Source organism: Xanthomonas arboricola pv. guizotiae (assembly GCF_002940205.1).
GTDB lineage: Bacteria > Pseudomonadota > Gammaproteobacteria > Xanthomonadales > Xanthomonadaceae > Xanthomonas > Xanthomonas arboricola_C.
On the sequence record NZ_MDSK01000028.1, the window covers coordinates 17,217 to 30,623 of the forward strand.

Annotated in this window: 13 protein-coding genes; 2 read left to right on the forward strand and 11 right to left on the reverse strand. The window is 67.5% G+C overall.

Annotation, left to right across the window (positions count from 1 at the left end):
- Nucleotides 1-160: 160 nt before the first annotated feature.
- The 6 genes from XarbCFBP7408_RS16060 to poxB all read right to left on the reverse strand — a co-directional run bounded on the left by XarbCFBP7408_RS16060 (nucleotide 161) and on the right by poxB (nucleotide 7,989).
- Nucleotides 161-1,384 carry an MFS transporter gene (locus XarbCFBP7408_RS16060; RefSeq protein WP_104563803.1) on the reverse strand — a complete coding sequence of 408 codons (1,224 nt, stop codon included), beginning with the start codon at nucleotides 1,382-1,384 and terminating at the stop codon, nucleotides 161-163.
- Nucleotides 1,385-1,488: 104 nt separating this feature from the next.
- Complete coding sequence (locus tag XarbCFBP7408_RS16065) at nucleotides 1,489-2,103, reverse strand: hypothetical protein (RefSeq protein ID WP_104563804.1); 615 nt, start codon at nucleotides 2,101-2,103, stop codon at nucleotides 1,489-1,491.
- Between the two features lie 131 nt (nucleotides 2,104-2,234).
- A complete protein-coding gene (locus XarbCFBP7408_RS16070) occupies nucleotides 2,235-3,032 on the reverse strand; it encodes a hypothetical protein (protein ID WP_104563805.1) in 798 nt (265 codons plus the stop codon).
- A 436-nt stretch (nucleotides 3,033-3,468) separates the two neighbouring features.
- Nucleotides 3,469-4,806, reverse strand: coding sequence for a sigma-54-dependent transcriptional regulator (locus XarbCFBP7408_RS16075; protein ID WP_104563806.1), 1,338 nt, complete (start codon nucleotides 4,804-4,806; stop codon nucleotides 3,469-3,471).
- Complete coding sequence (locus XarbCFBP7408_RS16080) at nucleotides 4,791-6,233, reverse strand: ATP-binding protein (protein ID WP_104563807.1); 1,443 nt, start codon at nucleotides 6,231-6,233, stop codon at nucleotides 4,791-4,793. The genes XarbCFBP7408_RS16075 and XarbCFBP7408_RS16080 overlap by 16 nt, the downstream gene beginning before the upstream one ends.
- 46 nt (nucleotides 6,234-6,279) lie before the next feature.
- On the reverse strand, nucleotides 6,280-7,989 hold the full coding sequence (gene poxB, locus XarbCFBP7408_RS16085) for a ubiquinone-dependent pyruvate dehydrogenase (protein WP_181106690.1): 1,710 nt from the start codon (nucleotides 7,987-7,989) through the stop codon (nucleotides 6,280-6,282).
- A gap of 364 nt (nucleotides 7,990-8,353) precedes the next feature.
- Here poxB and XarbCFBP7408_RS16090 point away from each other — a divergent pair, with 364 nt between their 5' ends.
- Nucleotides 8,354-8,950 (forward strand): diffusible signal factor-reguated Ax21 faimly virulence factor, encoded by a 597-nt coding sequence (locus XarbCFBP7408_RS16090; RefSeq protein WP_016904049.1) that lies wholly within the window; start codon nucleotides 8,354-8,356, stop codon nucleotides 8,948-8,950.
- A gap of 272 nt (nucleotides 8,951-9,222) precedes the next feature.
- On the opposite strand, the gene XarbCFBP7408_RS16095 is transcribed toward XarbCFBP7408_RS16090, so the two are convergent.
- The 5 genes from XarbCFBP7408_RS16095 to XarbCFBP7408_RS16115 form a co-directional block, all read right to left on the reverse strand.
- Nucleotides 9,223-10,248, reverse strand: coding sequence for an NAD(P)H-dependent glycerol-3-phosphate dehydrogenase (locus tag XarbCFBP7408_RS16095; RefSeq protein WP_104563844.1), 1,026 nt, complete (start codon nucleotides 10,246-10,248; stop codon nucleotides 9,223-9,225).
- 15 nt (nucleotides 10,249-10,263) lie between these two features.
- Nucleotides 10,264-10,779, reverse strand: a complete 516-nt coding sequence (gene secB, locus XarbCFBP7408_RS16100; RefSeq protein ID WP_065033159.1) for a protein-export chaperone SecB — start codon at nucleotides 10,777-10,779, stop codon at nucleotides 10,264-10,266.
- A gap of 110 nt (nucleotides 10,780-10,889) precedes the next feature.
- A complete protein-coding gene (locus XarbCFBP7408_RS16105) occupies nucleotides 10,890-11,327 on the reverse strand; it encodes a rhodanese-like domain-containing protein (protein WP_016903395.1) in 438 nt (145 codons plus the stop codon).
- Nucleotides 11,328-11,402: 75 nt separating this feature from the next.
- Entirely contained in the window at nucleotides 11,403-11,825 is a 423-nt protein-coding gene (locus tag XarbCFBP7408_RS16110) for a hypothetical protein (protein WP_104563845.1), read from the reverse strand.
- A 28-nt stretch (nucleotides 11,826-11,853) separates the two neighbouring features.
- Complete coding sequence (locus XarbCFBP7408_RS16115; protein WP_104563846.1) at nucleotides 11,854-12,324, reverse strand: YiiD C-terminal domain-containing protein; 471 nt, start codon at nucleotides 12,322-12,324, stop codon at nucleotides 11,854-11,856.
- Between the two features lie 139 nt (nucleotides 12,325-12,463).
- Here XarbCFBP7408_RS16115 and XarbCFBP7408_RS16120 point away from each other — a divergent pair, with 139 nt between their 5' ends.
- Nucleotides 12,464-13,363, forward strand: a complete 900-nt coding sequence (locus XarbCFBP7408_RS16120) for a uroporphyrinogen-III synthase (RefSeq protein WP_308632324.1) — start codon at nucleotides 12,464-12,466, stop codon at nucleotides 13,361-13,363.
- The last annotated feature ends 44 nt before the right edge of the window (nucleotides 13,364-13,407 follow it).

The window sequence follows — 13,407 nt, forward strand, 5'->3', positions numbered from 1 at the left end:
CGTGGCGATGCAGACGGCTGGCTGACGGCGACATCGTCCGCCCCCCGATCCCGGCGCGCTGCATGGTTCCCGTATCGGTCTGTCATTCAAAGCGTGCTCCGTGCGTATGCCAGTCGCGGGCGTTGCCGTTTGCCTGCGGCTCCGCGCCGATGTCATCACCTCACTGCATCGCCTGGGCATCGGTCGCTGCCTGCAACATGCCGCGGCAGCCTGCCCAGAGCGCCACCGCCAGCAAGGCGATGCCGCCCAGCGCCAGAAACGCGATGCGATAGCCGAAGGCGTGCGCCAGCCAGCCGCCCAAGGCCGGGCTCAGCGCCGCGCCCACACCTTGCACCGTCATCACCGCGCCCTGGCCGACATTGACGCGCCCGGTGCCCTGCAGCAATCGCGCCACCAGTGCCGGCACCACCACGGCCTGCAGGCCGGCGCCGAGCCCGTCGAGGATCTGCACCGGAAACACGCCCCAGCCATGGATCAGCGACGCTGCCACCAATGCACGCAGCGGCAAGGCCATGAAGGCCACCAGCAGCACCCACCAATGCCCGTGCACGCGGATCCAGCGCATCGCCAGCAACGCCACCACCACCATCGTGGCCTGCGCGACCACGATGGTGGTCGCCGTCAGCGCACTCGCATCGCCCGCATGCGCGGCCACGATGGCCATGCCGTAGAGCGGCAGCATCGCCGCATTGCCCAGGTGGAACAGCCCCAGGGTGATGGCCAGCAAGGCCAGTGGCCGGCAGGTCAGCAACACCCGCCAGCCGCTGAGGGTGTCCGCGCCGTCGGCGTGGCCCAGGCCGCGCGCGGCACGATGGTCGATGGCCGCAGACGGAATCAGCAGCACCGCCGCGATCGCCAGCACGCCGAACGCGGCGGTGAGCACGAACACCGCCGCAAACCCGTAGCGCCAGCCCAGCCAGCCGGCCAGCACCGCGGCCAGCATGTTGCCGGCGTGGTTGGCGACCTGATTGCGCGCCAGTTGATGATCGAATCCGCGCACGTGCACCAACCCCAAGGTGATGCCGGTGAGCGCCGGACCGATGCCGGCTGCGGCCAACGCCGAGACGATCTGCGCGGTGACCACGCCGGTGGAGGTCGGATGCAGCCAGATCAGCGCCGTGGCCAACAGGATCGCCACGCAGCCGACCACCACCACGGTGCGCTTGCGCCGGGTGCTATCGACCAGCGCACCGGCCGGGGTGGTGGCGAGCATGCCGGCGATGCCGCCCACACTCATCACCGTGCCGATCGCCGCCACCGACCAGCCCCTGGATTGCAGGAATACGCTGAGAAATGGCCCCAGCCCGTCCTGCACATCGGCCACGCTGAAATGCAGCGCCTCCAGTGCGCGGCTGCCACGGGGACGCGGTGTGCTCATGCGCATCGGCGCTCTCCACGAAACGATGAAAGGCGACTGCGCATGCCGGGCCGCGTGGGCGACCCGATTGCGATCGCACGGCGCCAGCACGGCAGTCGCATTGCAGGCTGCTAGTGCTTCGGCTTCGGCTTATGCGCACCCGGGCCATGCGGATGCTCGATCTGCTGCAGCGACGCGGTCTTGGCGCCCAGGGCATGTGCATGGACCAGCACGCAGTGCGGGGTCGTGGTGGTATCGCCTTCGGCCACCAGCGTCTTGCCGACCACCAGCTGCTTGGCGAAGTCGGCCCCGGCATGCGGCGGGAACCGCACCGTGACCTCGTCGTCCAGCAATACGCCATGCACCTGCCCGTGCGGGCCGTGCAGCAGGCGCGCGATGGTGCCGCTGTGCTGGGTGAGCTGCGGCTTGGGCGGCTTGCCGGCGGGCGGTTTGGGCTTGGGCTTGGCATGCGGCCCGTGCGGGCCTGCATCGACGATGCGCTCGCCACCCTCCGGATCGATCGCCAGGGCCACCAGCATGTCCACGTCGCGCGGCTTGAGGCCACGCACGCTCAAGGTGCTGCCGGGCTTGAGCGCCTTGAGCAAGGCGGCGGACAGGTGCGGCGGCGTATGCACCTCGGTGCCGTCGGTCAGCAGCAGGCCGTCGATATCGGCCTTGGGATTGAGCAGAAAGCGCGCCAGCGTGCCGCGGGTTTCGGGAAGGAAATCAGGGTCGACCCAATGCATGAAAAACTCCAGAGAAGTGAGAACCGGCCGATGCCGGCAAACCGCGCCCGTCGCCACGCATGACGCGTGGTGAACAGGCGCGCAGGGAACGAAGGGTGTCGGCGCCGCCGCGTGCGCAGCGGCGCCCTGGATTACCGCGGAGCCGGAGTCGACGCTGGCGGTGCGGCCGGCGGGACAGGCGGCGCCGGTGGTGCGGGCGGCACCGGGCCGTCCGGGCGCGGCGGGCTGAACAAGGCACGCTGCGAGGCGCGATCGCGGCCCAGTTGGGTGGCTTCGATGGCGCGGCCGTTGGCGGTGGCAACCCCGAAGCCGCTCACGCTCAATGGCGCGCCGGGCCGCAGCAGATCGCCGAACTGCAGCGCCAGATGCGGCGGCATCCGCACCAGCGTGCCATCGCTCAGCAACGCGCCATTGGTCTCGCCACCCGGGCCGTAGACCAGCCGCTCGATGCGTCCTTCCGCCTGCAACGGCGTCAACGCGGCAGGTGCCGGCGGCGCCGGCGGCATGGCGGCCGGCGGCGGCTGGTCGACCACTTCGCGCCCACCACGATTGGAGCGGATGCTGCTGGCGCGCAGTACCGGCAGGCTGCCCAGACGATAGCCCTGCACGCTCACCGTATCGCCGCGGCGCACCGCGGCCTGCAACTGTGCGGACAGATGCGGTGCAAATGCCACCTGGGTGCCATCGCGCAACCACAGGCCGTCGACCTCGCCATTGGGATTGAGCATGAAGCGCTCGACCGTGCCGGTAATGCGTACCGGGGTGGCGGCCAACGGCGCGGGCGGTGCGGGCGGCAGCGGCGGAGCCAGCGGTGGCGTGCCGACCGGCGCACGCGGCGCCAGCGGTGCTGCCGGCGGTGTGGGAGCCTGCGCGGCAGCGGTCGCCACGCTGCAGGCCAGTGCGAAAGCAAGTGCGGTCTGACGGATCATGCGATGTCTCCAACGCGGCAGGAGCGCCGCTCGCCCTGGAGACAAAGCAGCAATTGTGCCAACCTGTAAACCATTGTTTTACAAAGATTTTTTGTGAGAACGATCGGGCACCATCGTCTGCGTTTCATACACCGCTGTCCGCTTTGCAGACACGTCGCAGCCTCGGGTTGTGCGTGGCTCCCAAGCCAGGAACGTGCCGGGCACGCTCGACCGTGGCCTGCGCGTGCCGACGTCCGGGCCGGATTTCGAACGCGTGGCGCTGCGCTCCCGGCTGCACCGTTTGCTGCTGGAATGCCCTAGGCCAATGCTGCGAGTGGCGGCAGCGGCATGCAATCTAAAGGTGCGCACGGCAACAGCTGCGCGTGCTGCTGTCGCGTACTGCGTCGTGGCCGACGTGGTCAGCCTGCGAACACCGCGCCCGGGCTGATCGCTGCGATTACTGCAGGCCATACTCATCGAGCTTGCGGTACAGCAGCTGGCGATGAATGCCGAGCCGGCGCGCGGCTTCGGCGCGGTTGCCGCCACTGTGCGCCAAGGCGTCCTGGATCATCTGCTTTTCCAGCCGCGCCACCGCCTCGGGCAAGGTGCCTTCAGGTGGCGCTGCAGTCATGGGCTGCTCGGCACCGTACTCGAGCGCGTCGTCCAGATCGGCGGCAACGATGCTGTGGCCGCGCACCAGCAGCTGGCTGCGTTGCATGACGTTACGCAGCTCGCGCACGTTGCCGGGCCACGGGTAGGCCAGCAGCCGCGCCTGCGCGTCCGCCGACAGCGCACGCGCCGCGCCTTCGCCGCTGCGCAGAAAATACTGCGCAAGCAGCACGATGTCCTGCCCGCGTTCGCGCAGCGGCGGCAGTTCGATCGGCACCACATTTAGGCGATAGCGCAGATCGCTGCGGAACTGTCCTGCCGCCACCCACGCCGCCAGATCGCGATGCGTGGCCGCCAGCACGCGCACATCCACCTTCTGCGCGCCGCGCCCGCCCAGCGGCATCACTTCGCCTTCCTGCAGGAAGCGCAACAACTTGGCCTGCATCGGCAGCGGCATGTCGCCGATCTCGTCCAGAAACAGCGTGCCGCCATCGGCTTCGCGAATCAGGCCGATGCGGTCGCTGGTCGCCCCGGAAAAGGCGCCCTTGCGATGGCCGAACAATTCGCTTTCCATCAACTCCAACGGGATCGCCGCGCAATTGACCGCGACAAATGCCGCCGCCGCGCGCGCGCTGGCGCGATGCAGGGCGCGCGCGACCAGTTCCTTGCCGGTACCGGTTTCGCCGGTGATCAACACCGGCAGATCGGAAGCTGCCGCCAGTCCGATGCGTTTATGCACGGTACGCATCGCCGGGCTGTGGCCGACCAAGCCGTCGTCGTCGGAAGGTTCGCTCGCTGCGGTATCTGCGTTGGCATCGGCGCGACTTGCCAATGCACGCTCCACAACATGGACGATATCCGCACGCCCCACCGGCTTGACCAGGTGATCGAATGCACCCAGCGTCATCGCTTCGATGGTGTTGCCGCTGGAGGCGTACGCGGTGAGCATCACCAGCGGCACCTGGCGCGCGCGGGGATCGTCCGCACGCGCACGCAGCACCTGGATTCCGTCCATGCCGGGCATGCGGAAGTCCACGAACGCCAGCTCGATGCCGCCCTCGTTCAGGCGCAGCAAACCATCGGCGCCGTTGTCGACCGCGATCACCGTATGGCCGAGCGAGCACAGCGTTGACTGCAAGGTGGCCAGAAACGCCGCATCGTCGTCGATGATCAGGATGCGCGCCATGGCAGCTCCAGAATGAAATCGGTCATACCGTCGGCGTGTGCATAACGCACCTGCCCGCCATGTGCACGGGCGATCTCGCGCACCAGCGCAAGCCCCAGGCCATTGCCGTCGGCGCGACCGCTGACGAACGGCTCGAACAATTGCGAAGCGATGGCATCGGCGATGGCCGCGCCACGATTGCTCACCCGTAGCTGCAGCAAGCCATCGCGGGTGCTGGCCTCCAGTGTCACCGCGCTGCCTGCATCGGCGTGCTGGAGCGCGTTGCGCAGCAGATTGTGTACGGCACGGCCGAGCTGCTGCGGATCGAGCATCCACTGCAGCGGCGTGTCCGGGACGCGCAGCTGTGGCGCCGGGGCGCCTGGCGGCAGCAAGGCCGGATCGAGCAAGCTCGCCAGCCAGTCCTGCACCACCACCGTTTCCAGCTGCAAGCGGATCGGCTGCACCATGCCGAGCAGGCTTTCGACCACCCCATCCAGGCGACGGATCTGCCCCAGCATCAGCTCAGCGTGCGCGGCATCGTCCGGCGTGCCCTGGCGCGTGGCGATTTCGTTCTCCACGGCCAGGTGCATCGTGGCGATGGGGTTGCGAATCTCATGCGCCACCGTGGCGGTCAGGCGCCCGAGTGCGGCCAGCCGCTCGTGCCGTGCCAGCTCGTCGGCCAGCCGCCGCGTCTGCGCCAAGGCCTGCGCATTGCGCTGTGCGTAATCACTGACCGCAGCGCCCAGCCGGTCCAGCTCGGGTGCGCCGGTGACCGGAATCTGCGGGAGTTCGGTATCGGCGGCCAGCGCCTGCTGGATGCGCTGCAGGCGCTGACTCCAGCGCCGTACCACCACGCCCAGGGCAATCGCCGACACCGCCACCATGGCGAAGATCAGCAGCATGCCGACCGCCAGTGGCCGCCAGGCATCGGAGGTGCTGGCCGGCACCCGCGACATGGTCCAAGCGGCGGTGCCCGCGGCCAATGGGCAGGCGCTGATCAACACCACTTCGCGGCTGCCGTCGCGACGAAAATCCACGGCCTTGTTGCCCACCGCACTCTGCCGCGCGGTACTGACGATCGTGGTCCACTCGGCGGCCGGGATATCGGTCTTGTGATCGCTGCCGTCGTAGGTGGGATAGGCGTAGGCAACGAATCCCTTGTCGAGGTTCCACACACCGCCCTCCACCCCCGGCGCATCGGCCAGCACCAGCTGCACCACCACCGCGGCCAGCCCGGCGCCGTTGTCGCCACTGCGCGCTGCCTCGCTCGCGCCAGCATAGCGCTGCGCGATGCGTGCGCATTGCGCGGTCAATTGCTGGCGCGCATCGTCCAGTCGCACGCCTTCGGTCTGTTGGTACAGGCCATACAACATGGTGGCCACGCCCACGCAGGCAGCCAGGATCACCACCCAGATCAGCAGCAACTGGCGCAACAACGAACGAGGCATGCGAGGGTCCGGTAAAAACGTGCAGTTTCAGAACGCGGTCACTGTGTCAGCGCATGTTGGTCTTGACCAGATCGATCACCTCGTCGCCACGCCCGCTCATCACTGCCTTGAGCAGATACAGGCCCATGCCCTTGGCCTGTTCCAGCTTGATTGCCGGCGGCACCGCCAGTTCCTGCGTGGCGATGCGCACATCCACCAGCGCCGGACCAGAATGCGCGAAAGCCTGCCGCAACGCCCGCTCCAGCTGCGCGGACTCATCGACCCGGATGCCCAGGATGCCCATCGCATTGCTCATCGCTGCGAAGTCCGGATTGCGCAACTCGGTGCCGGTGTCCAGATAGCCGGCGGCCTTCATCTCCATCGCCACGAACCCCAGCGAGGCATTGTTGAACACCACGATCTTCACCGGCAGGCGCAGCTGCGCCAGCGAGATGAAATCGCCCATCAGCATCGCAAAACCGCCATCGCCAGACAGCGCAATCACCTGACGGCCCGGATACGCCGACTGCGCACCCAGCGCCTGCGGCATCGCATTGGCCATCGAACCGTGGTTGAACGAACCGAGCAAGCGGCGTTGCCCGTTCATGCGCAGATAGCGCGCGGCCCACACCGTCGGGGTGCCGACATCGCAGGTGAATACCGCATCCTGGTCGGCGATCTGGCTGATCATGCGCGCCACGAATTGCGGATGCAGCGGCTCGCCTGGATCGGCCGGCACCGCCAGATCGTCCAGCCCCTCGCGCGCCTTGCGATAGTGCGCCAGCGCCTTGTCCAGGAAGTCGCGTTGCTCGCGTCGCTGCAGTTGCGGCAGCAAGGCGGCGATGGTTTCGCCCACGTCCGCTGCGATGCCCAGCTGCAACGGCGTGCGCCTCCCCAGCGCGCCCGGGTCGCGGTCCACCTGCACGATGGTCGCGTCCTTCGGGTAGAACTGCCGATACGGGAAGTCCGTGCCCAGCATGATCAAGGTGTCGCAGTTGAGCATCGCGTGGTAGCCGGAGCTGAAACCGATCAGGCCGGTCATGCCGACATCGAACGGGTTCTCCCACTCCACATGCTCCTTGCCGCGCAAGGCATGCACGATCGGCGCGCCCAGGGTGTCGGCCAATGCCACCACCGCATCGTGCGCACCCGCGCAACCGCTGCCGCACAACAGCGTGATCGCCTCGCTCTGTTGCAGCAGCGCGGCCAGCTGCTGCACATCTTCGGGGGCCGGCAGCACGCGCGGTTGGCGCAGTTGCGGCCAGGCCGTGGGCATGTGCTTGTCCACGTCCAGCAGTGCGATATCGCCGGGGATCACCACCACCGCCACGCCTTGCTGCAGGATGGCCGCACGCATCGCGCGGTGCAGCACTTCCGGCAGCTGCGCCGGATTGGTCACCAATTCCACGAAGTGACTGCACTCGCGGAACAGTTCCTGCGGATGCGTCTCCTGAAAATAGTTCAGCCCGATCTCGGACGAGGGAATATGCGCGGCGATCGCCAGCACCGGCTGGCGGCTGCGATGGCAATCGAACAGCCCGTTGATCAGGTGGAGGTTGCCCGGCCCGCAGCTACCCGCACACACCGCCAGCTTGCCGGTCACCGCCGCCTCGGCGCCGGCAGCGAACGCGGCCACCTCTTCGTGGCGCACGTGCATCCATTCGATCGTCTGCATCTCGCGCAAGGCATCGGTCAGGCCGTTGAGGCTGTCGCCGGCCAACCCCCAGATCCGCTCCACGCCTGCACTCTGCAGCGTCTCGGCCAGAAACCGCGCCAACGTCTTCTTCTTCGCCACGATGCAGCTCCACGCTTGTTCGACAAGCCTGTCATGCTCCCAGTCACAGTGTCAGCGCAATGTGCTTGCACGCTGCAAACGCAGTAAAAATCACTGAAAAACAGCCGCTTCTATACATGCGCATCACATCGACGCGATGTAACCGCCAATGCATCACGCTTTGCGCGTGCGCCACGCGCATTGCGATTTGATGACAAGGAAGCGCAGCTGAACCGGGCGCGATGATTCATGGGCCAGTCAGTTCAAAATTCATGTCGCGTTCCATCGAATAACGGAGAATTTACATCTCGGCAGCGAACGGCATCCGCCTCAGCGCCGGCCCAAACCATAAGTACAGGTATCGATCATGAAGAATTCCCTGCTGGCCCTCGGCCTTCTCGCAGCCCTGCCGTTTGCGGCCTCCGCTGCTGAAAACCTCTCCTACAACTTCGTCGAAGGCGACTACGTGCGCACCCCGACCGAAGGCCGCGACGCGGATGGTTGGGGCGTGAAGGCGTCCTACGCCGTCGCTCCGAACTTCCACGTGTTCGGCGATTACAGCAAGCAGAACGCTGACGACAACGACAACGTGTTCGAAAGCTCCAACTCCGACTTCCAGCAGTGGGGCGTCGGCGTGGGTTACAACCAGGAGATCGCCACCAGCACCGACTTCGTTGCCCGTGTTGCCTACCGCAAGCTGGACCTGGACACCCCGAACATCAGCTTCGACGGTTACAGCGTTGAAGCCGGCCTGCGTAACGCCTTCGGCGAGCACTTCGAAGTCTACGCCCTGGCTGGCTACGAAGACTTCTCCAAGAAGCGCGGCATCGACATCGGCGACAACTTCTACGGCCGCCTCGGCGCCCAGGTCAAGTTGAACCAGAACTGGGGCATCAACGGCGACATCCGGATGGATGGCGACGGCAACAAGGAATGGTCGGTCGGCCCGCGCTTCAGCTGGTAAGCCGCAGGTTTGACTGCAACGCGACGCTCTCTCCCACGTTGCATTGGAAGCCCGGTCCCCCGACCGGGCTTCTTTCTTTTGGGCGATCGGCTGGCACTACGCACGTTGTGCCATAGCGGCATGTACGCAATGCGGGTTCAGAAACGCGAGCGCAGCGCGCTCAAGCGCTACGTCTTGCCGCCAACCTTTGCGATCGACACCAACCAAGAAGCCCGGCAATGCCGGGCTTCTTGGTTGGTGTCTACGCAGCGCGCCAATGCGCGCTGCTGCGGTCAGGTGAACAAGGTCTGCGGGTACTCGGGCTTGCGCTCGCGTGCCAGCAACTCCTTCAGGCCTGCCTCCGGGGTGATCTCGCCATGCAATACCGCACGCACGGCGTTGGAGATCGGCAGCTCGATGCCGTGATGCTCGGCCTGACGCATGACTTCGTCGGCGGTCTGCACCGATTCCACCACCTGACCGATCTCGCGGATCGCATCGCTCAGGCTCTGCCCGCGTCCCAGGGCCAGTCCCAGCCGTCGGTTGCGCGACAGGTCGCCGGTGCAGGTCAGCACCAGATCACCCAGACCCGCCAGGCCCATCAAGGTCTCCGGACGCGCACCGATCGCCGCCGCCAGCCGCAGCATCTCGTTCAAGCCGCGCGTGATCAGGCCGGCGCGTGCGTTCAGGCCCAGCTGCATGCCATCGGCCACACCGGTGGCCACCGCCAGCACGTTCTTCATCGCACCACCCAGCTCGGCGCCCACCATGTCGTCGCCGGTGTAGGCGCGGAAGGTGGGGCCATGCATGGCATCGGCCACGACCTGCGCAAACGCCCCATCGTCGCCGTGCACGGTGATGGCGGTCGGCAGGCCGAGCGTGACTTCCTTGGCGAAGGACGGCCCGGTCACCACGGCCAGCGCAACGCCGGGGCCGAGGATGTCGCGCGCCACTTCGTGCAGGAAGCGCCCGGAACCAGGCTCGAAGCCCTTGGTCGCCCACGCAACGCCGGCAGCGCCCGGACGCAGCGGTGCGATCAACCGGATCGTCTCGGTGAATGCATGCGAGGGCACCACGACCAGGATCCAGCCGGCATCGGCAATGGCCAGTTGCAGGTCGGTGGTCGCGCGCAGGCTCTCGGGCAGTGCAATCCCCGGCAGATAACGCGCGTTTTCGTGGGTGCGGTCGATGGCATCCACCATCGCCGCATCGCGTCCCCAGAGCACGGTCGGGTGACCGTGCCTGGCGAGCAGCGCGGCCAGGGCCGTGCCCCAGGAGCCGGCGCCGAGAACGGCGATCTTCTGCGTCGAATCGCTCATCGGCGCACGCAAGGCTTAGGCGTTGCCAGCCGGCTCGGAATCGGCCAGCGAGGTGCCTTCGCCCTGCGAACGCTGGCGCAGGGTTTCCGCGTACAGCGCTTCGAAGTTGATCGGCTGCAGGTAGAACGGCGGGAAGCCGCCGGCCTGGATCAGGTCGCTGACCAGGGTGCGCACGTACGGGAACAGGATGTTCGGGCACTGGGTGCCGAGCAGCACGTCGATCGCCTGCGGCTCCAGGCCGACCAGGCCGAACACGCCGGCCTGCTGCACTTCGGCCACGTAGGCGGTCTTGCCACCGGCGGTGCAGGTCAGGGTCACGGCCAGCACTACTTCGAAGGCGTTGTCGTTGAGGCGCTGCACCTTCTGGTTGAGGTTCAGCTGCAGCTCGGGCTGGTTGGCGTCATTGAAGACGGACGGCGCGTTCGGCGATTCGAAGGAAACGTCCTTGACGTAAATCTTCTCGATGGTGAAAGCGGGGCCAGCAGCGGCGTCGGCCGGCGCAGCCGCGCCGTTGATGATTTCGTCGGACATTCCTAACTCCAGAAACGGTTCGGTGGATGCAGCGTTGAATGATGCAGACGTGAAAGCGCGAGTCTCTCACGCCAGCAATGGGGACTTGCCCGGCGCCTCACAAGGTGCGGTCAGGCGCGGCCCTTGACCAGCGGCAGCTCGGCCATCTGCCAGGCGGCCACGCCGCCATCGAGCCAGTAGACCTGCTCGAAACCGGCTTTCTTCAGCGTCTTGGCCGCGCCTGCGGAGGCATTGCCGTTGCGGCACACCACCACCACGGGCGAGGACTTGGCGTTGGCGAGCAGCTTGCCGGCCGGGTCGAACTTGGCCAGCGCCACGTTGCGGCTGCCGGCGATGTGGCCTTTTTCGAAATCGGCGGTCGGCGACAGGTCGATCACCAGCGCGTTCTCGCTGTTGATCAAACGGGTCAGCTCGGCCGGCTTGAGCGCGCGATACCCACGGAACAGGCGCGCGACCTCGGTGACGATCAGGGCGATGGTCAGGCCCACCAGGGCCAGCGACAACATGGGGTTGCGGCCGACAAAGGCCTGCAGCTCTTCGAAATTCACGGGGTCAGGGTCAGGCTAGCGGGCGGGAATTGTCGCACAGCTGGCGCGCGCGACGGCCAGGCACCGGTGGCGCGGCTACTGGCCGTGCCACAGATCGGGCAGGCCGCTGGCCAGCCACCAGCGTTTGCGCTCGGCATCCCAGCGCCACAGCTCGATGCTGCGCACCAGCCGCTCGGCCTGGGTATTGCGGTTGATCACCCGCAACTCGACCTCGCGGCGCAGGTCGCCGTTGCCATCCTCGCCCACCCGCAGCTCGCGGTAGCCGGAAATCTGCACCTGTTCGTAGCGCGAGCGTTCCAGATCGCTGAGCGGATGCGCCTGGGCGTAGGTCGGTTCGACAAAGCCCTGCGCGGCATCGAAATCGCTCCAGCGCACCGCGGCCGTGTAGGCGGCCTGGGTGGTTTCCAGCGCGCGTGCCTGGGCACGGCTGCCGGCAGACGCCCCCCCGCCGACCATCATCAGCCCGAGCAACAGCATTGCCCCGATCACTGCCCGCATGCGCATTCCCCCAAGTCCAGCGCGCATCCTACCGTTTTGGAAACGCCACGAAACGCCCGCTCAGGGTGGCCGCCGCCGCGCCGGACCCCAGCGCGATGTGCGCACGCATGCCGATGCGCGCCTTGCCGCGCTGCCGGAAGGTGGCCAGGAACGCCTCCCAGCTGCCGAGTTCGGACGGCTCGGCATTGGCCACCAGGTCTTCGTAGACCGGAGCGACATAGCGCAGCTGGCTGTCGGCCACGTAGACATCGGCGCTGTGCCCGGCCAGTTGCAGTTGCAGCGTCAGCCAGCCCCAGCTGGCCAGCGTCATCAACGAGGCCAGGCTGCCGCCGAACGCATTGGCCTTGTCGTTGACGTTGGCCTGCAGTGGCGCACGCAAGCGCAACGCGCCGTCATGCAAGCCGTCGACGGCAATGCCCATCGACAGGACCGGCGGCATGGCGATGAACTGCTGCTGCAGCGACTGCAGGGCGGATGCGAGCGTGCACGAAGGAGTCATCGGCGAAGGCTGGAAGACGGCGAAGGGCGGCATCATGCCGCAATGTCCCGCGAGCGTCTTGTGCACTGGAATGACATGCGGTACCGCATGGTGAACGCGTACGGCATCGCGCCGTCGCAGGCCTGGGTCTCGCCCAGAAATGCAGGCATCACGTCGAGCCCGAACGCACGGCCAGGCAGCGGGCAAGCGCCGAATCGCCGCCAGCGCCAGCGCAGCGCGCGATACCCGCCCCGAGACCGCGCGGCTCTCGCATAATCGCTGGATGACACGTCCCGCTTCCGCTGCCGACGCCTGGACCCTGATCTCGCTGCGGCCCAGCGGTGAGCACGCACCGCTGCGGCGGGCCGCCGCGCGTCACGGCGGACGGCTGCTGGCGCTGTCGCCGTGGCGGCTGCAGACCAACCACACCCCGCAGGCACTGGCCGCATTGCGGCAGGCCTTGCACGCGCCGATCGCGGTGTTCACCAGTCCGGCCGCGGTGCACGCGGCGCATCGTCTGGTGCCGCTGCAGCGGCCGGCGCAGGCGCAGTGGGTGAGCGTGGGAGACGGCACCGCACGCGCGCTGCAGGCCTGTGGCATCGACACGGTGATACGCCCGGCGCGCATGGACAGCGAGGGCCTGCTCGCATTGCCGCTGTTGCAACACCCGCTGCAGGCCGTCGGGCTGATCACCGCCCCGGGCGGGCGCGGCATGCTGGCGCCGGCCCTGGAGCAACGCGGCGCCCGTATCCTGCGCGCCGATGTCTACCAGCGCGTGGCGCTGCGCCTGCGCGCATCGGCAGTGCGTGCCCTGGCGGACGCGCTGCCAGCCAGCGTGCTGGCGCTGAGCAGCGCCGAAGCGCTGACGCTGGTGCTGCAGCAATTGCCTGGACCGCTGGTCGACGCCTTGAAGCAACGCCCGGTCGTGGCCTCCAGCGAACGCATGCTGCAAGCCGCACACGTCGCCGGCTTCCAGCAGGTGCTGCGCGCCGCAGGTCCCTTGCCCGGGCAATTGACCGCTGCCGCCGCCGCGATCGTGACACCATCGCGATCTTGCTGAACTTCGAACTCAAGCACGGCTTGCGGCTGTCTGCCGCTGCAAGC